Source organism: Bradyrhizobium sp. 6(2017) (assembly GCF_011058295.2).
Lineage (GTDB): Bacteria > Pseudomonadota > Alphaproteobacteria > Rhizobiales > Xanthobacteraceae > Bradyrhizobium > Bradyrhizobium septentrionale.
In genome coordinates, this window is the sequence record NZ_CP049289.2 from 1,797,816 (window position 1) to 1,814,168 (window position 16,353).

Genomic DNA, 16,353 nt, shown 5'->3' on the forward strand with positions numbered 1-16,353 from the left:
ACCAGATGGCAAAGACGCATATCACGATGCAGGTGAACGGCGCCGAGGTCGAAGGCCTCGTCGAACCACGTACCCTGCTGGTGCACTTCATCCGCGAGAACCTGCAGATGACCGGCACCCATATTGGCTGCGAGACCACGCATTGCGGCGCGTGCACGGTTGATATCGACGGCATGTCGGTGAAGTCCTGCACCATGTTCGCGATACAGGCCAACGGCTCCGACATCACCACGATCGAGGGCATGGCGAACCCCGACGGTTCGCTCTCGGCGCTGCAGGAGGGCTTCCGCATGATGCACGGTCTGCAATGCGGTTTCTGCACGCCGGGCATGATCATGCGCGCGCATCGGCTTCTGAAGGAGAATCCGTCGCCGACCGAGCAGGAGATCCGGATGGGTATCTCCGGCAATCTCTGCCGCTGCACCGGCTACCAGAACATCGTCAAAGCCATTCAATACGCCGCAGCCAAGATCAACGGCGTGGAATTCCGGGAGGCCGCAGAATGAACGATATGACTCCCACGCGGGAACAACGCAGCGCTGCGCTCGAAGGTATGGGTTGCAAGCGCAAGCGGGTCGAAGACATCCGCTTTACGCAGGGCAAAGGCAATTACGTCGACGACGTGAAGCTGCCGGGCATGCTGCATGGCGATTTCGTGCGTTCGCCGCATCCGCATGCGCGCGTCAAGTCGATCGACGATTCCGAGGCGTTGAAGGTGCCGGGCGTGCTCGCGGTGATCACCGCCGAGACGCTGAAGACGGTGAATCTTGCCTGGATGCCGACCTTGGCAGGCGATGTGCAGATGGTGCTGGCCGACGGCAAGGTGCTGTTCCAGAACCAGGAGGTGGCCTTCGTCGTCGCGACGGACCGCTACGCCGCCGATGACGGTGTCAACAAGGTCAAGGTCGAGTACGAACCACTGCCGCCGCTGATCGATCCTTTCAAGGCAATGGACGCAGATGCACCGGTGCTGCGCGAAGATCTCGCCGGCAAGACCACCGGCGCCCACGGCCCGCGCAAGCACCACAATCACATTTTCGAGTGGACCGTCGGCGACAAGGACCTGACGGATGCCGCCTTCAAGAAGGCCGAGGTGACGATCAAGGAGATGATCTCCTACCATCGCACCCATCCGTCGCCACTCGAGACTTGCCAGTGCGTCTGTTCCTTCGACAAGATCAAGGGTGAACTGACGATCTGGGGCACCTTCCAGGCGCCGCATGTGATCCGCACCGTCGTGGCGTTGATCGCAAAAATTCCCGAGCAGAAGATCCACGTCATCGCGCCTGACATCGGCGGCGGCTTCGGCAACAAGGTCGGGGCCTATCCGGGCTATATCTGCGCCGCGGTCGCTTCCATCGTCACCGGCAAGCCCGTGAAATGGGTTGAAGATCGCATCGAGAACCTCACCGCGACGTCGTTCGCGCGCGACTATCACATGACGACGGAAATCGCCGCGACCAAGGAGGGCAAGGTTACGGGGTTGCGTGTCCATGTGCTGGCCGATCACGGCGCATTCGACGCCTGTGCCGATCCGTCGAAATGGCCGGCGGGTTTCTTCAATATCGTCACCGGGTCGTATGATTTCCCGACCGCGCATCTCGCGGTCGACGGCATTTACACCAACAAGGCCCCGGGCGGGGTTGCCTACCGCTGCTCATTCCGTGTCACCGAGGCGGCCTACTGCATCGAACGCGCGATGGATATCCTGGCGCAGAAGCTGGGGATGGATCCGGCCGAACTTCGGCTGAAGAATTTCATCAAGCCGGAGCAATTCCCTTATCACTCGGCGCTCGGCTGGGAATATGACTCCGGCGACTACCACACCGCGATGCGCAAGATGATGGAGTCGGTCGACTACGCCGGCTTGCGCAAGCAGCAAGCGGAGCAGCGCGCGGCGTTCAAGCGCGGCGAGACTCGCGAGATCATGGGTCTCGGCGTCTCCTTCTTCACCGAGATCGTTGGCGCCGGCCCATCGAAGAACTGCGATATCCTCGGAATTGCGATGTTCGACTCGTGCGAGATACGCATGCATCCGACCGGTGCAGGCATCGCCCGGGTGGGCACCAAGAGCCAGGGCCAGGGGCACGAGACGACCTGGGCACAGATCATCGCCACCGAGATCGGTATCCCCGCCGACAACATCATGGTGGAGGAAGGCAACACGGATACCGCGCCTTACGGCCTCGGCACTTACGGCTCGCGATCGACGCCGGTCGCAGGCGCCGCGATCGCGATGGCCGCGCGAAAGATCAGGGCCAAGGCGCAGATGATCGCCGCCTACAAGCTCGAGGTCCACGAGGACGATCTCGAATGGGACATCGATGGCTTCCGCGTCAAGGGCCTGCCCGAGAAAGTCATGTCGATGAAGGATATCTGCTGGGCCGCGTACAATTCGGTGCCGCCGGGCTTGGAGCCGGGGCTGGAGGCGGTCAGCTACTATGATCCGCCAAACATGACCTATCCGTTCGGCGCCTATATCTGCGTGATGACCATCGACGTCGACACCGGCGTGTACAAGGTCAAGCGCTTCTATGCGCTCGATGATTGCGGCACGCGGATCAACCCGATGATCATCGAGGGCCAGGTGCATGGCGGCCTCACCGAGGCGTTTGCGATCGCGATGGGACAGGAGATTCGCTACGACGCCGAGGGCAATGTCGTCACCGGCTCGTTCATGGACTTCTTCATGCCAACCGCGGTCGAGACGCCGCATTGGGAGACGGATTTTACGGTCACTCCGTCACCGCATCACCCGATCGGCGCAAAGGGTGTCGGTGAAAGCCCGAATGTCGGCGGCGTGCCCGCTTTCTCAAACGCGGTCAACGACGCATTCTCGTTTCTTGGATCGACCCACATCCAGATGCCGCATGATTTCTGGCGGAACTGGTTGGCGGCGAAGAACCTCGGCGTGTTCGCTACCCCATGAAGACCCGTGACGAGATCGCGCGCGCACTCGGCGACGCCGGCTATATCGCCGACGGCGAGCTCGCGATCGCGATCGCGCTGATGCAACAATTGCGGCGTCCGCTTTTGCTGGAAGGCGAGGCGGGCGTCGGCAAAACCGAGGTCGCCAAGGCGCTGGCCGCCGTTCACGCTACCGAATTGATTCGCCTGCAGTGCTATGAGGGGCTCGACCAGTCCGCGGCACTCTATGAATGGAACTACCAACGGCAATTGCTGTCGATCCAGGCGCACCGCGGCGCCGATGCGGATGCGGTCGAGGATCAGATCTTTTCCGAGAAGTATCTCCTCGAGCGGCCATTGCTCGCTGCGATTCGCCGAGAAAGATCGCCGGTTCTGCTGATCGACGAGATCGATCGCGCCGACGATGAGTTCGAGGCATTTCTGCTTGAGCTGTTGTCCGATTTCCAGGTCACGATACCCGAACTCGGCACCATCAGGGCGACTGCAATACCTCATGTCGTGCTGACGTCGAACGGTACGCGGGAGCTCTCGGATGCGCTGCGTCGCCGCTGTCTCTACCACTATGTCGACTATCCCGACGTCGACCGGGAAGCGCGCATCATCACGACGCGGCTCGAAGGCACCAGCGCCTCGCTGGCCCTGCAGATCGCGCGCATGGTCGAGTGCATCCGGAAAGAGGAATTGCGCAAGGTGCCCGGGGTCGCCGAGACGCTGGATTGGGCCGCTGCATTGGTCGGGCTTGAGGTGAAGGATCTGCACGATGCGCCCGAGACCGTGCACGAAACCCTGATGTGCCTGCTCAAGACGCAGGAAGACAAGGCGCGGGTCTCGCGCGAGGTCACGCAACGTCTGCTGGGGAGGGTCGCATGAGCTGCTGCGGCGCATCACCCGATCTTGACGACGTCAACGAGGTGTCCCGCCTCGTGTCCCGCAAGCTCGCGGCGTTTCTGCGGACCCTGCGGGATAGCGGCTTCGCCGTCGGTCTTGCCGAGGGTCAGGATGCCGCCACCCTGATGGCTGCGGGCTACGCGGCACGGCCGGGCCTGCTGCGTTCGGCGCTCAAGCACCTGTTTTCGACGCGCAAGGCCGATTGGGACAGGTTCGACGGAATTTTTGACGCTTTCTGGCTCGGCACGCGGGTGCGGTCGCGTTCGATCGCGACGGGTGCCGTGAAACCCGCGAACAATCCATCGCTGAAAAGTCTGCCCAACCAATCGGCCGAGCCCCGAGCCGGTGCCGAGACGGCGATCGATCAGATTCCCTCGGTTGATGGGGTCGAAAATGAACGCTCCGGCGATGGGCGCATGGAAGGCGCGTCGCGCGCGGACAATCTCGCCGAGGTGGATTTCCGCAATCTGGCAGATCCGCAGCAGGTTGAGCTGGCCCACCTCGCTGCGGCGCAACTGGCGCGCGTCATGCGCACGCGGCTGACGCGGCGCGATCTGGCGCGCCGCCGAGGCTATCGTCTCGATCTGCGTCGCACGATTCACGGCAACATCAGTCACGGCGGCGTGCCGCTCAGTCTGGTGAGACGCCAGCGCAAGCCGAAGCCCTTGCGCCTGGTGGTCCTGCTCGACGCTTCCGGCTCGATGAGCATGTACACGGGCGTTTTCCTCCGCTTCATCCATGGCGTGCTCGACGAGTTCCGCGAGGCCGAGGCGTTCCTGTTCCATACGAGGCTGGCTCACGTCTCGGACGCGATGAAGGAGAGGGATGCCGGCCGCGCCCTCGACCGGCTCTCGATCATGGCGCAGGGAGCGGGTGGCGGCACCAGGATCGGTGAGTGCCTGCAGACATTCAATCGTTGGCACGCAGCGCGCGTGGTTCATTCGCGCACCTGTCTGATGATCGTTTCCGATGGTTACGAGACGGGCGACGCTGCATTGCTCGGCCGCGAGATGGCGGCGCTCCGCCGGCGCTGCCGCCGTATCGCCTGGCTCAACCCGATGATGGGATGGCAGGGTTACGCGCCCGAGGCGCGCGGCATCAAGGCGGCGCTGCCGCATGTCGATCTCTATGCGCCGGCCAACACGCTTGCGAGCTTGAGGGCGCTCGAACCCTATCTGGCGAGGCTTTGATGGGCGTGCATGTCGAGATCATGGATCTGGTCGCGCAGCTGAAGGCCGCGGAGCAGTCGTTCGTATTGGCGACAGTCGTTCGCACGGTCTCGGTGACCGCCGCCAAGGCGGGAGCGAAGGCCATCATCCGTCCGGACGGTACGATCGTGGCGGGCTGGATCGGAGGAGGGTGTGCCAGAGGAGCGGTCCTGAAGGCGGCGCGCGATGCGTTGATCGATGGCGAGCCGCGCATGGTCTCGGTGCAGCCTGAGAATTTGCTCGCCGAGCTCGGCGTGAAGGCTGGCGAGAGCAAGGATGGTGTGCGCTTCGCCTCGAATATGTGCCCGAGCAAGGGGACGATGGACATTTTCGTGGAACCGGTCTTGCCGCATCCCTCGCTGGTCATCCTCGGCGCAAGTCCGGTCGCGCTGTCGCTTGCCGCCCAAGCGCGCCAACTCGGCTATCACGTGACGCTTGCCGCGCCCGCATCCGACCTCATTGTCCCGCCGGATGCTGACGTGATCCTCGATGGTTTCGAACCGAAAGATCTCCATCCGGCTCGTCGTTTCGTCGTGGTCTCGACCCAGGGCAAGGGTGACGAGATCGCGCTGAAGATGGCGGTTGCGATCGACGCTGCCTATCACGCCTTCGTCGGCAGCAAACGCAAGATGGCGGCGTTACGCAACAAGTTGATTGCCGACGGTCTCGAGGCTGCCGTGATTGATCGCGTGAAGGCGCCGGCCGGGCTCGATCTCGGCGCCATCACACCGGAGGAAATCGCGATGTCGATCCTCGCCGAAATCACCATTGAACGCCGCCGTGGCCAGCGTTCCACCGGCTCCATTGCAGGGAGGTAATCCGCAATATGCAGATGAACGACAGCCAGCGTATCCCGGCCACAAAAGAGAAGGTGTGGGCCGCGCTCAACGATCCCGAGATTTTGAAGCGGTGCATTCCCGGCTGCCAGTCGCTCGAGATGGCCTCACCTACCGAAATGACTGCTACCGTCGTGCTCAAGGTGGGGCCGGTGAAAGCGACCTTCGGCGGCAAGGTGACGCTGTCCGATCTCGATCCGCCGAACAGCTATCGCATCTCCGGCGAAGGTTCTGGCGGCATCGCCGGCTTCGCCAAGGGGGGCGCGATCGTCACGCTGACGTCGGAAGGGCCAGACCTGACCGTTCTGGCTTACGCGGTTGACGCGCAAATTGGCGGCAAGCTGGCGCAGCTTGGCGGCCGGCTGATCGATTCCACCGCGAGGAAGCTTGCCGGCGAGTTCTTCAAATCCTTTGGCGAGGTCGTCGGCGGGGCAGCGGCGGTCGGCGCCTGAGCTGGTACAGCGGCCTTGGTCTGATCGCATCTTCGGTTAAGCTGTCCGGTAACAAACTCACTGGATGGGAGTGATCGGACCATGACCAAGGAAGGCTCCTCCGACTGGCTCGGCCTGTCGGGCCGCGTAGCCGTCGTCACCGGCGGAGGCGGCGGCATCGGCCGCGCCACTGCGGTCAGCTTCGCGCGCGCCGGCGCCAGGGTCGCAGCCCTCGATCGCGACGAGCGCGGGCTTGCCGAGACCAAGGCAAAGCTTGGCGAGTTCGGCGATGGTCACCTCGTCGCGAGCTGCGACACCACTAGCGCGGAAAGTGTCGCGGCGTCCGCTGGGGCCGTCGAGCGCACGCTTGGGGCTTGCGACATCCTCGTCAACACCGCGGCGGTGCTGCGCCCGGGCGGGCTCGATACGCTCCCGCTCGCCGAATGGAATGCGGTGCTGGCGGTCAATCTCACCGGCTATTTCATCTGCGCGCAGGCGTTCGGCGGCCAGATGCGTAAAGCGAGCGGCGGCAGCCTCATCCACGTCGCCTCGATCGCCGCCAGCAATGCACAGGGGCAGAGCGGCGCCTACAGCGTCAGCAAGGCCGGCGTCGTGATGCTCTCGCAGCAGCTCGCTGCCGAATGGGGGCCGCACGGCATCCGCAGCAATGTGGTCAGCCCGGGCCTCGTCGTGACGCCGATGAGCCAGGCCTTCTACGATACGCCAGGGGTCACCGAGCGGCGCACCGCCGTGGTGCCGATGCGCCGGATCGGCGCACCGCAGGACATGGCGGATGCGATCCTGTTCCTGGCGAGCGACCGCTCGTCCTACGTCAATGGTGAGGAGATCATCGTCGATGGCGGCTATGCGCGGACGCTGATGAGCCACGTGCCGCGGCCGGGGTTTTAGCGGGGTGAGTGCCACAAACTGCGTGTCGTCCCTGCGAAAGCAGGGACCCATAACCACAGGATTACGTTGTGAGCGCCGGCGGCGGCCCCAATCTTCGCAGCAACAGTCATCGGTGGTTATGGGTCCCGGCTCAAGGCCGGGACGACAGTGAGTGTAGGTCCGCTAATCGAACAGGCTGGAGACCGACTCTTCCGCCGCGGTTCGGCCGATCGCTTCGGCGATCAGGCCGGCGACCGAGATCTGGCGGATGTTCGGTGCCTTGTTGACGGCCTCGGTCGGCAGGATCGAGTCGGTGATGACCAGCTCCTTCAGCCGCGACGATGCGATGCGCGCGGCGGCGCCGCCCGACAGCACGCCGTGGGTGATGTAGGCCGAGACCTCCTTGGCGCCGTGCGCGATCAGCGCCTCGGCCGCGTTCACCAGCGTGCCGCCGGAATCGACGATGTCGTCGACCAGGATGCAATTGTAGCCGGCGACGTCGCCGATCACGTTCATCACTTCGGATTCACCGGGGCGCTCGCGGCGCTTGTCGACGATCGCGAGCGGGGTGTTGATGCGCTTGGCGAGCCCGCGCGCACGCGCCACGCCGCCGACGTCCGGCGACACCACCATCACCTTGGCGAGGTCGAACTTTTCTCTGATATCGCGGACCATCAGCGGCGCTGCGAAGAGATTGTCGACGGGGATGTCGAAGAAGCCCTGGATCTGGCCGGCGTGCAGATCGAGCGTCATGACGCGATCGACGCCGGAGTGCGAGATCAGGTTGGCGACGAGCTTGGCCGAGATCGGCGTGCGCGAGCCGGACCTGCGATCCTGCCTGGCGTAGCCGAAATAGGGCACCACCGCGGTGATGCGGCGCGCCGAGGAACGGCGCAGTGCGTCGGTGATGATCAGCAATTCCATCAAATTGTCGTTGGCCGGATACGACGTCGATTGCAGGATGAACATGTCCGAGCCGCGGACGTTCTCCTGGATCTCGACGAAGATCTCCATGTCGGCGAAGCGCCGGACCACGGCCTTGGTCAGTTCGATGCCAAGTCCCTTGGCGATCTCCTGCGCCAGCGCAGGATTGGAGTTGCCGGCGACGAGCTTGATTGATCCGTTCTTTGCCGACATCGATGCTTCCCCCCGCGCCTTGCTGGATACGACGTTCAGCATCTCAAGTCCTTACAGAACCGGCGGGTTTTCGGTGCGCGAGGGAATATCAGGGAGGCGGCTTGGCTGGCAACCCATTAGCCCGCTTTCGCCGCCGTTTTCCTGGGCAAAAACGCCCTTCACCGGGACATAACGGGGTCTAATTGGCGGAATAGCCGAGCGCCACGGTCTCGGACCCGGCGGAGGACGGCGCGCTCGCGACGGTCGGCCCGCGGAGCTCCGGGGCCGGGGCGGGCGCCGGACCGCCATTGATCATGCTGGACAGGCCGCTGAACCCGGCCTGGGCGATCCTGCGCAGCACCAGATCGTCGGCGGTGGCCCAGGCGTCGCGGCCGGCCTTGCCCGCGGGCTCCTCGCCGGAGAGGCGGAGGGCACGTTGCTGATTGCTGTCATAGACGTCCCACACCCACGCGATCATGGTGCGGCCGCGTACCACCTGTGCCGACAGATAGCTGCGCACGCGGTAGGCCGCGGCGCCCTGGCGCGACACGACCGACAGGCTGCGCAGCTTGGATTCGCTGTCGAGCACGCCGACCATGCGGTCGAACACCTGGGGCGGCGGGCCGTCGATCGATTCGAACGCAACGGTCGTGCCGCTGCTTGCCGGTGTGGCCATGGCATAGGAATCGGCCACATTGCCGCCGGCCGCGCATCCACCAAGCGCACAGGCGACCGCTAGCCACGTGATGGCGAGCGCGGCGCGCACGGCTGTCCCAGTTTGAAACTGGTGGTTTGACGCTTCCCTCATTGCGTCCTGCGATATCGTTAAAATGGCTTAACGTCTAGGGCAGGACGGCCACAGCCCTTAACCGATCCGGCGGCTGCGCCACGAGGTTTCGGATTTCCTTGCTCAGTCAGAGAGATGGTGCCGCATGGCTGCGGTGATCCAGGCCCATTCCCGGTTCGGGCTCGCGTCCGGCGACTGCCCCCGCATGATGGCGACGAGCTCCCAGTAACGCGCTGCGCGATCGTCGTGCAGCGCATATTTGCCGCGGATCCAGTTGCGGAATTCGAGATCGGGCTCGCGCTTCAGCAATCGCGCCGATGTCTCCAGCCAGTCGCGCGCCAGCGCCTGGCCCGCCTCCGACGTCGGTCCGAGGTCGCGCGCGATGATCTCTTTCGCCCTCGCCAGCACGGTCTCGTTGGCCTGTTGCCAGGCGGCGAGATCCAGCACCCGGTGATTCCAGACGTCCTCTGCGTTGGCACGGAGGTTGGCGACAAGGGAGGGATCATTGAGCATCTCCGAAAGCTCGATCCAGGCATCGCATTGCTCGGGCGTCGGCTCATCGGGCAATTCGGGCACGCTGGTTTCGATCATCTGCCGGACCCAATTCCGGTCGATGTTGATGCCGTCGGACACTTTCTCGAAAAAGCGTTCGACGACGTTGCGGCGCTCGGCGCGGGACAGCTGGGTCATGGTCAGGTATCTCCTCAAGTCTGCTTCGGTGAGTTGCGGTGAACGCAACGCAGCCCGCAGGGCCGAGGCGACGCGGCGCTGTGCCGCGATCTCCGCTTCCAGCGTCTCGAGGCGGAGCTTGAGCGCCTCGACCAGCGAGAGCTCCTTGGTCAGGACCTCACGAATGGCGTCGAGACCGAGCCCCGCATCGCGCAGGCAGCGGATCAGGTCGAGGCGAACCAGTTCGTCGTCGGTGAAGACGCGATAGCCGCTCGCGGTGCGGCCGGCCGGCGGCAGCAATCCCTGATCCGAATAGAAGCGGAGCTTGCGGACACTGATGCCGCTGAGCCGCGCCGCCTCGCCGATGCTGTAGGTGCGTTGTGTCATGCGCCGCTTGTCCGGTCTCCAGCAGGTGGAGAGTCAAGACGTTATCGCACAGCGACGGCTAAAAACGCTCGTCTCAGCGTTCCAGCGCGATGGCGTGAACGTGCCGGCCGTAATCGGCTTCCTTGCGATGCACGGAGCGGCGGTAGCTGAAGCAGCGTTCGTCGGAATAGGTGTCGATGCCGAGATCGTCGATCATCAGCACGCCGGCATTTTCCAGCCGCATCCGTATGAAGCCGGCGAGATCGAACATCGCGTGTCCGTCGCGTTCGCCGGGCATGAAGAACACGCCGTTCTCGGCATCGGCCTCGATGAAGCGCTCGACGAATTCGTTGCCGACCTCGTAGGACTCCTTGCGGATCATCGGCCCGATCGCCGCGACGATGACGCCGCGCTCGGCGCCGAGCTTTTCCATCGCATCGATGGTCGATTCCAGGATGCCGGTCAGCGCGCCCTTCCATCCGGCATGCGCAGCGCCGATCACCCGCGCATTGGGATCGACGAACAGGATCGGGCCGCAGTCGGCCGTGGTGACCGATATCGCAAGCCCTTCGGTGCGTGTGACGAGCGCATCCGCCTTCGGGCGCGGTGCGCCATTCCAAGGGCCGTCCACGACCACGACGTCGGGCGAGTGCACCTGATGCACGCTGATCAGGTGATCCAGCGGGACGACGAGTTGCGCGGCCATCCGCCGCCGGTTCTCCGCGACCCTGGCTGGATCGTCGTTGGAGCCAAGCCCGCCATTGAGGGCGGCGTAGATGCCCTCCGAGACGCCGCCCTCGCGCGAGAAGAAGGCGTGGCGCAGGCCCGGAATGGCCGACAGCAGCGATGATCCCAATGTCATTGTTCGGTCTCGTCAGGCTGATCGCTCAGTCCGGCGATCGAGGTGAGGCGCGGGTCGGAGATGGCTATCGTCTTGAACATCGAGCCCATCCCCCCGCGCCCGGAATCGGTCAGGCGCTTCAGCGCACCGGCGATGTCGGCGGACATTTCGGGGCTTGCCTTCGCCATCAACCCGGCGGCGCGGGCCTCGACGCCGAGGCGCTTGAGGAAGTCACCCTGCGTCGCCGGCCCGTGGACGCGTGCGCCGACATCCTCGGCGGCCCGCGCCAGGGCCTGGAAATCGACATGCGCCGTGATGTCGGCCTGTCCAGGATTCTTCAGCGGGTCGGCGAAACTGTGGCGCGCGATCGCCTGGAAGGTGTCGCCGGCGTCGCTGCGCAAATGGCCGTAATCGATGATCAGCGCGGCGCCGTCCTGGTCGCGCACCCGCGTTGCGAGCTTCATGATCTCGCTGTCGGGCCGCCATTCGAACACCGCGCCGAGCGGGGCGGCGCGCACCAGCGGCGGCAACAGCACCTCGAAGTGCGGCGTGGGCTCGGGAGCGGGAGCGAAATAAAGGCTGCCATTGGCATCCATCCCGACCGTGCGCTCGTGCCAGCCGGTCTCGCGGCGGACCATCTGGTGGATCGGCAGCACGTCGAAATATTCGTTGGCGAGGATCACCGCCGGCCCCTCGGGCACGTCGTCGATGCTGTCGTGCCAGGTGATGTTGCGCACGCCCGTCAGGGTCTCGTACTGCTTCTCCCGCAGCACCGGATTGACCTCGACGAGGTGGATGCTGAGCGACTGGTAGAGCGGCGGCACCACGCGAAGCGCCCGAAGCGCGTCGGCCATCATGGTGCCGCGGCCGGGCCCGAGCTCGATCAGGCGCAGCGTCTCCGGCGAGCCGATCGCGCGCCAGATCGAGGCGCTCCACAGCCCGAGCAGTTCGCCGAACATCTGGCTGACCTCGGGCGCCGTGGTGAAATCGCCCTCGCGGCCGAGCGGATCGCGCGACAAATAGTAGCCGTACTGCGGATGCATCAGGCACAATTCCATGTAGCGCCAGACCGGCATCGGCCCGGACAATTTGATCAGCTTCCTGATCTCGTCCAGCAACGGGGAGGGTTCGCTCACGGCGTTCCTTGGATTGAACTTGCTTAGGTTGCAGTCGGGGCCGGTCCGTTCGCCTTGCGACGGACGGAGGCCCTGATGATGATGACGCCTACAATAATCATTGGCACCGACAGCAGCATACCCATGGTTAATCCGCCCCACAGGAATCCGAGCTGCGGGTCGGGCTCCCTGAAGTGCTCGCCGATGATGCGGGCAATGCCATAGATCGTGATGAAGCTGCCGAGGATCAGGCCGGGCCGCTTCAGCGCCCCCATCCGGATCATGATGGCGAGCGCCACGAACAGCACGATGCCCTCAAGCCCGGCCTCGTAGAGCTGGCTCGGATGCCGCGGCAGCGGTCCGCCATTGGGGAAGATCATGGCCCAGGGCAGGCTCGCCTCGGCGTGACGGCCCCACAACTCGCTGTTGATGAAATTGGCGAGCCGGCCGAGGAACAGCCCGATCGGCGCCACCGCGGTGGTGATGTCGCCGAGCGACAGGATCGAAATGCCGTTGCGGCGGGCAAACAGCATCACCGCGGCGACGCAGCCGAGGAAGCCGCCGTGGAACGACATGCCGCCCTTCCACAATTCGAGGATCTCGCCAGGATGCGCGATGAAGAAGGGCAGGTTGTAGAACAGCACATAGCCGGTGCGGCCGCCGACGATGATGCCGATCGTGACCCAGAGGATGAAATCGTCGAGCTGCGGCAGCGTGATCGGCGCCGGGCCGTCCCACAGCCGCTCTTTCTTGATCAGTGAGCGGGCATAGATCCAGCCCAGCACGATGCCGACGATATAGGCGAGCGCATACCAGCGGATCACGATCGGCCCGAGCGAGAGCGCCACGGGGTTGAACACCGGGAAGTCGATCAGCAGGAACGGCATTTGGATCAGAGTGCTTTCGTGTAGACGGCGTAGGGCACGCCGTGAATGGGCGGGGCGTCATGCAGCTTGCTGAAGCCCATCCTGAGATACATCGGCAGGGCGACCGTCATGATGGGGCTCGTGTGAAGCGCGATGGTCTTGCACCGGTCGCGCCGCGCTCTGGCAAAGCATTCCGACGTCAACGCATGCCCGAGTCCTTTCCCCCTGTCGACGGGGTCGACGACCAGCATGCGAATGATCGGCCATGCCTGATCGAAGAATGCGGCCTTTTTGACGCCGGGCCCAAAATAGCCGACCGCGCCGGCAAGCCGGTCGCCGAGATCGGCGACGATGATCTCGCCGCCGGAACTCAGCTCGGAGGTTTTTGAGAGGCCGGCGCGCATCGCCGGCCAGTCGTGGAAGGCATCGCGGAATTGGTCAAAGGCTGTAACCGCAAGCCGGTTCACCTCGTCCGCATCGGAGCTTCGATAATCTCGAATGCGTACGCTGTCGGCCATCCGCGTGGTTCAGGCCTCAAACCAGATTGCGGCGATAGAGCGCGAGCAGCCGCTCCCAATGGCGTTCGGCGGCGTCGCGATCATAGACCGGGCGCTTGGGGAAGGCGAAGCCGTGATGGGTACCGGGATAGATCTCGACCTCGTTGTTCGAGCCCTTCATGCCGGCCTTCACCTGCTCGATGATCTCCGCGGGCGCGTAGATGTCGGTCTCGGCGCAGGCGAAATAGAGCTCGGCCCTGGTCTTCTGCGCGGCGAGATGCGGGCTGTCCGGCTGGTCGGTTGCCAGATGGGTGCCGTAGACCGAGGCGGCGGCCTTGACCCTGTCGGGAAAATGCGTCGCCGCGTTGACGGCGTAACGGCCGCTCATGCAATAGCCGACCGTGCCGATGATCTTGGTGTTGGCGGCCTTCTGCGTCTCGGCATAGGCGAGCAGGCCCCTGGTGTCTTCCATGACAAGCGGAATGTTGAGCGAGTGCATCAGCTCGAACATGCGCTTGCGCTCGGGTGATTCCGGATCGGGATTGATCGGGCCGAGCTCCATCGCGCCGGCGCGGTAATACATGTTGGGCAGCATCACATAATAGCCTGATGTGCCGAGCCGCCGCGCCATGTCGCGCAATTCTTCGCGGATCGCCGGCGCATCCATATAGAAGATCACGACAGGGAAGGGGCCGCCGCGCTCGGGATGGGTGATGAAAGTGGTGGTCTTGCCGTCCTTGGTCGGGATATCGACCGTATGCTCGATCATGGCGTCTCTGCTCGCGTTATGTGTGCGATTTCTGTTGTGAGTTCATACGATTGCAAGGAAACCGGAGCATGACAAGGCAAGCCGCCGCAAGGTCTGCCATTCGCGGCGGACTTGAACCGGATGGCGGGGATCGCCATTGTCTTCTGGCAATCCAGTGAACGCGGAGAGTTTTGCGAGATGACCCAGACCAGCAACCGGTTTTTCGATGAGATCGGCCGTCTGATGAACGATGCCGCGGGCGCCGCCCAGGGCGTCAAGCGCGAGGTCGACACGGTCATGCGCAACCAGGCCGAACGCATCCTGCGCGACCTCGACGTGGTCAAGCGCGAGGAATTCGACGCGGTCAAGGACATGGCCCGCCTGGCGCGTGAGGAGAACGAGGCCCTGAAGGCCCGGATCGCGGTGCTGGAAGCCAAGCTCGGGGTAGGCGGCGCAAGCTGATCTTGCTCCGATCGTCATGGCCGGGCTTGACCCGGCCATCCATCCTCCTACGAGAGCGTCCTCTTTTTGATGGATGCCCGGGTCATCTAGCGCGAAGACGCGCTTCGCGCTTCTGCCCGGGCATGACGAGTTTGAGAACTCCGCAGAAAAATCCCTTCATTTCCTTGTCATTTCGGCCCTTTGGGGCTAAAAGCCCGCCACGTCCGCGGCCCCCGCACCCCTGGAGGCTTGCTGTGGACCTGAGCATGGGCCGCGCTGCGGCCTTTAACTTTTTAAATACAAGGACTTAACGCTATGGCGACCGTCAAGGAATTGAAGGCGACCGCGCGTCCGAAGAGCGGCAAGGGGGCCGCCCGGGCAGAGCGTCGCGCCGGGAGAGTTCCCGGAGTGATCTACGGAGACAACCAACCCCCCGTCACCATCTCGGTCGACGATCGTGAACTGCGCCAGCGCATCCTGGCGGGCCGGTTCCTGACCACGATCTATGACATCGACCTCGAGGGCAAGAAGCACCGCGTGATTCCGCGCGACTTCCACCTCGATCCGGTGAAGGACTTCCCGCTCCATGTCGACTTCATGCGGCTCGGCGAAGGCGCCACCATCCGCGTCAGCGTGCCGCTGCACATCGTGAACGGCGAAAGCTCGCCGGGCGTCAAGCGCGGCGGCACCGTCAACATCGTCACCCACACGCTCGACCTCGAGTGCTCGGTCGACAACATCCCGCAATATATCGAGGCCGATGTCGGCGCGCTCGAGATCAGCTACTCGCTGCATCTCTCCGAGGTCAAGCTGCCCGCGGGCGTGAAGTCGCTGACCCGTGAGGACGCAACGCTGGTCACCATCGTGCCGCCGTCCGGCTACGCCGAAGAGCAGAAGGCCGCGGCTGCGGCGGCTGCTGGTGGCGCTGCGGCTCCGGCTGCGGGTGCTGCGGCTCCGGCCGCCGCGGCGGCTCCGGCTGCCGGTGCTGCGGCTCCGGCCGCGGGTGCCAAGGCTCCGGCCGGCGGTGGCGACAAGAAGAAGTAATCGATCAGGTCGGCGCGCCATCGTCTGATGGCGCACCGACGCGGGATGCCGCGCCATGCGCCTTTTTGTCGGTCTCGGTAATCCCGGCGCGAAATACGCCAGCAACCGGCACAATATCGGTTTCCTGGCGGTCGACGAGATTGCACGGCGTCATGGTTTCGCACCATGGCGCCGTCGCTTTCAGGGCGAGGCGTCTGAAGGCGTGGTCGACCGTGAGAAGGTCGTGCTGCTGAAGCCGACCACCTTCATGAACGAGTCCGGGCGCGCGGTGCAGGAAGCGGCGAACTTCTTCAAGCTTGCCCCCTCCGACATCACCGTGTTCCAGGACGAGCTCGAACTGCCGCCCGGCAAGGTGCGCGTCAAGACCGGCGGCGGGATCGCCGGCCATAACGGGCTGCGCTCGATCTCCGCGCATATCGGCAACGAATATCGGCGCGTGCGGATCGGGATCGGTCATCCCGGCGTCAAGGAGCTCGTGCACAGCCACGTGCTGTCGGACTTCGCCAAGAGCGACCGGGCGTGGGTGGAGGCCTTGTGCCAGGCCATCGCCGACAATGCCGGCCTGCTGGCGACGGGGCACGACGCGTCGTTCGCCAACAAGGTGCATCTGACGATGCAGGCGAAGGGATTTTTCGACACCAAGGACGAGGGCACGAAGTAGACCCTCGTCGTCGCCGGGCTCGA

At 64.4% G+C, this 16,353-nt stretch carries 18 protein-coding genes; 10 read left to right on the forward strand and 8 right to left on the reverse strand.

Annotation, left to right across the window (positions count from 1 at the left end; translation table 11 throughout):
- The first annotated feature begins 5 nt into the window (after positions 1-5).
- From G6P99_RS08480 to G6P99_RS08510, 7 genes are all read left to right on the forward strand, one after another.
- Positions 6-506 carry a (2Fe-2S)-binding protein gene (locus G6P99_RS08480; protein WP_029081959.1) on the forward strand — a complete coding sequence of 167 codons (501 nt, stop codon included), beginning with the start codon at positions 6-8 and terminating at the stop codon, positions 504-506.
- Positions 503-2,929, forward strand: a complete 2,427-nt coding sequence (locus tag G6P99_RS08485) for an aerobic carbon-monoxide dehydrogenase large subunit (protein ID WP_029081960.1) — start codon at positions 503-505, stop codon at positions 2,927-2,929. Before G6P99_RS08480 ends, G6P99_RS08485 begins: the two co-directional genes overlap by 4 nt.
- Entirely contained in the window at positions 2,926-3,798 is an 873-nt protein-coding gene (locus G6P99_RS08490) for an AAA family ATPase (RefSeq protein WP_029081961.1), read from the forward strand. The genes G6P99_RS08485 and G6P99_RS08490 overlap by 4 nt, the downstream gene beginning before the upstream one ends.
- Positions 3,795-5,006 carry a vWA domain-containing protein gene (locus G6P99_RS08495; RefSeq protein WP_029081962.1) on the forward strand — a complete coding sequence of 404 codons (1,212 nt, stop codon included), beginning with the start codon at positions 3,795-3,797 and terminating at the stop codon, positions 5,004-5,006. Before G6P99_RS08490 ends, G6P99_RS08495 begins: the two co-directional genes overlap by 4 nt.
- Entirely contained in the window at positions 5,006-5,842 is an 837-nt protein-coding gene (locus G6P99_RS08500) for an XdhC family protein (protein ID WP_029081963.1), read from the forward strand. Before G6P99_RS08495 ends, G6P99_RS08500 begins: the two co-directional genes overlap by 1 nt.
- Positions 5,843-5,850: 8 nt before the next feature.
- A complete protein-coding gene (locus tag G6P99_RS08505; RefSeq protein WP_029081964.1) occupies positions 5,851-6,312 on the forward strand; it encodes an SRPBCC family protein in 462 nt (153 codons plus the stop codon).
- Positions 6,313-6,393: 81 nt separating this feature from the next.
- Positions 6,394-7,200 carry an SDR family NAD(P)-dependent oxidoreductase gene (locus tag G6P99_RS08510; RefSeq protein ID WP_029081965.1) on the forward strand — a complete coding sequence of 269 codons (807 nt, stop codon included), beginning with the start codon at positions 6,394-6,396 and terminating at the stop codon, positions 7,198-7,200.
- A gap of 162 nt (positions 7,201-7,362) precedes the next feature.
- Here the strand turns inward: G6P99_RS08510 and G6P99_RS08515 are convergent, their stop codons facing one another.
- The 8 genes from G6P99_RS08515 to G6P99_RS08550 all read right to left on the reverse strand — a co-directional run bounded on the left by G6P99_RS08515 (position 7,363) and on the right by G6P99_RS08550 (position 14,205).
- Entirely contained in the window at positions 7,363-8,316 is a 954-nt protein-coding gene (locus tag G6P99_RS08515; RefSeq protein WP_029081966.1) for a ribose-phosphate pyrophosphokinase, read from the reverse strand.
- A 178-nt stretch (positions 8,317-8,494) separates the two neighbouring features.
- Positions 8,495-9,103, reverse strand: coding sequence for a hypothetical protein (locus tag G6P99_RS08520; RefSeq protein ID WP_165127762.1), 609 nt, complete (start codon positions 9,101-9,103; stop codon positions 8,495-8,497).
- Positions 9,104-9,205: 102 nt separating this feature from the next.
- Entirely contained in the window at positions 9,206-10,138 is a 933-nt protein-coding gene (locus G6P99_RS08525) for a MerR family transcriptional regulator (protein WP_029081968.1), read from the reverse strand.
- 73 nt (positions 10,139-10,211) lie between these two features.
- A complete protein-coding gene (gene pgeF / locus G6P99_RS08530) occupies positions 10,212-10,979 on the reverse strand; it encodes a peptidoglycan editing factor PgeF (protein WP_165127764.1) in 768 nt (255 codons plus the stop codon).
- A complete protein-coding gene (locus tag G6P99_RS08535; protein WP_051346430.1) occupies positions 10,976-12,034 on the reverse strand; it encodes a class I SAM-dependent methyltransferase in 1,059 nt (352 codons plus the stop codon). The genes pgeF and G6P99_RS08535 overlap by 4 nt, the downstream gene beginning before the upstream one ends.
- Positions 12,035-12,117: 83 nt before the next feature.
- Positions 12,118-12,960, reverse strand: coding sequence for a prolipoprotein diacylglyceryl transferase (gene lgt / locus G6P99_RS08540; RefSeq protein WP_029081971.1), 843 nt, complete (start codon positions 12,958-12,960; stop codon positions 12,118-12,120).
- 5 nt (positions 12,961-12,965) lie between these two features.
- Positions 12,966-13,457, reverse strand: coding sequence for a GNAT family N-acetyltransferase (locus G6P99_RS08545; protein ID WP_035977140.1), 492 nt, complete (start codon positions 13,455-13,457; stop codon positions 12,966-12,968).
- Between the two features lie 16 nt (positions 13,458-13,473).
- Positions 13,474-14,205: a dienelactone hydrolase family protein gene (locus tag G6P99_RS08550; RefSeq protein ID WP_029081973.1), complete on the reverse strand. Its 732-nt coding sequence runs from the start codon at positions 14,203-14,205 to the stop codon at positions 13,474-13,476.
- Positions 14,206-14,382: 177 nt separating this feature from the next.
- Between G6P99_RS08550 and G6P99_RS08555 the strand changes: the two genes are divergently transcribed.
- The 3 genes from G6P99_RS08555 (at position 14,383) to pth (ending at position 16,330) form a co-directional block, all read left to right on the forward strand.
- Entirely contained in the window at positions 14,383-14,646 is a 264-nt protein-coding gene (locus tag G6P99_RS08555) for an accessory factor UbiK family protein (RefSeq protein WP_029081974.1), read from the forward strand.
- A 294-nt stretch (positions 14,647-14,940) separates the two neighbouring features.
- Entirely contained in the window at positions 14,941-15,669 is a 729-nt protein-coding gene (locus G6P99_RS08560; RefSeq protein ID WP_029081975.1) for a 50S ribosomal protein L25/general stress protein Ctc, read from the forward strand.
- Between the two features lie 55 nt (positions 15,670-15,724).
- Complete coding sequence (gene pth, locus G6P99_RS08565; protein WP_029081976.1) at positions 15,725-16,330, forward strand: aminoacyl-tRNA hydrolase; 606 nt, start codon at positions 15,725-15,727, stop codon at positions 16,328-16,330.
- The last annotated feature ends 23 nt before the right edge of the window (positions 16,331-16,353 follow it).

Bases quoted from the DNA above. Each gene is read 5' to 3' on its own strand.
- G6P99_RS08480 (WP_029081959.1), top strand. From the start codon at position 6: ATGGCAAAGACGCATATCACGATGCAGGTGAACGGCGCCGAGGTCGAA.
- G6P99_RS08485 (WP_029081960.1), top strand. From the start codon at position 503: ATGAACGATATGACTCCCACGCGGGAACAACGCAGCGCTGCGCTCGAA.
- G6P99_RS08490 (WP_029081961.1), top strand. From the start codon at position 2,926: ATGAAGACCCGTGACGAGATCGCGCGCGCACTCGGCGACGCCGGCTAT.
- G6P99_RS08495 (WP_029081962.1), top strand. From the start codon at position 3,795: ATGAGCTGCTGCGGCGCATCACCCGATCTTGACGACGTCAACGAGGTG.
- G6P99_RS08500 (WP_029081963.1), top strand. From the start codon at position 5,006: ATGGGCGTGCATGTCGAGATCATGGATCTGGTCGCGCAGCTGAAGGCC.
- G6P99_RS08505 (WP_029081964.1), top strand. From the start codon at position 5,851: ATGCAGATGAACGACAGCCAGCGTATCCCGGCCACAAAAGAGAAGGTG.
- G6P99_RS08510 (WP_029081965.1), top strand. From the start codon at position 6,394: ATGACCAAGGAAGGCTCCTCCGACTGGCTCGGCCTGTCGGGCCGCGTA.
- G6P99_RS08515 (WP_029081966.1), bottom strand. From the start codon at position 8,316: ATGTCGGCAAAGAACGGATCAATCAAGCTCGTCGCCGGCAACTCCAAT.
- G6P99_RS08520 (WP_165127762.1), bottom strand. From the start codon at position 9,103: ATGAGGGAAGCGTCAAACCACCAGTTTCAAACTGGGACAGCCGTGCGC.
- G6P99_RS08525 (WP_029081968.1), bottom strand. From the start codon at position 10,138: ATGACACAACGCACCTACAGCATCGGCGAGGCGGCGCGGCTCAGCGGC.
- pgeF (WP_165127764.1), bottom strand. From the start codon at position 10,979: ATGACATTGGGATCATCGCTGCTGTCGGCCATTCCGGGCCTGCGCCAC.
- G6P99_RS08535 (WP_051346430.1), bottom strand. From the start codon at position 12,034: ATGCCGGTCTGGCGCTACATGGAATTGTGCCTGATGCATCCGCAGTAC.
- lgt (WP_029081971.1), bottom strand. From the start codon at position 12,960: ATGCCGTTCCTGCTGATCGACTTCCCGGTGTTCAACCCCGTGGCGCTC.
- G6P99_RS08545 (WP_035977140.1), bottom strand. From the start codon at position 13,457: ATGGCCGACAGCGTACGCATTCGAGATTATCGAAGCTCCGATGCGGAC.
- G6P99_RS08550 (WP_029081973.1), bottom strand. From the start codon at position 14,205: ATGATCGAGCATACGGTCGATATCCCGACCAAGGACGGCAAGACCACC.
- G6P99_RS08555 (WP_029081974.1), top strand. From the start codon at position 14,383: ATGACCCAGACCAGCAACCGGTTTTTCGATGAGATCGGCCGTCTGATG.
- G6P99_RS08560 (WP_029081975.1), top strand. From the start codon at position 14,941: ATGGCGACCGTCAAGGAATTGAAGGCGACCGCGCGTCCGAAGAGCGGC.
- pth (WP_029081976.1), top strand. From the start codon at position 15,725: ATGCGCCTTTTTGTCGGTCTCGGTAATCCCGGCGCGAAATACGCCAGC.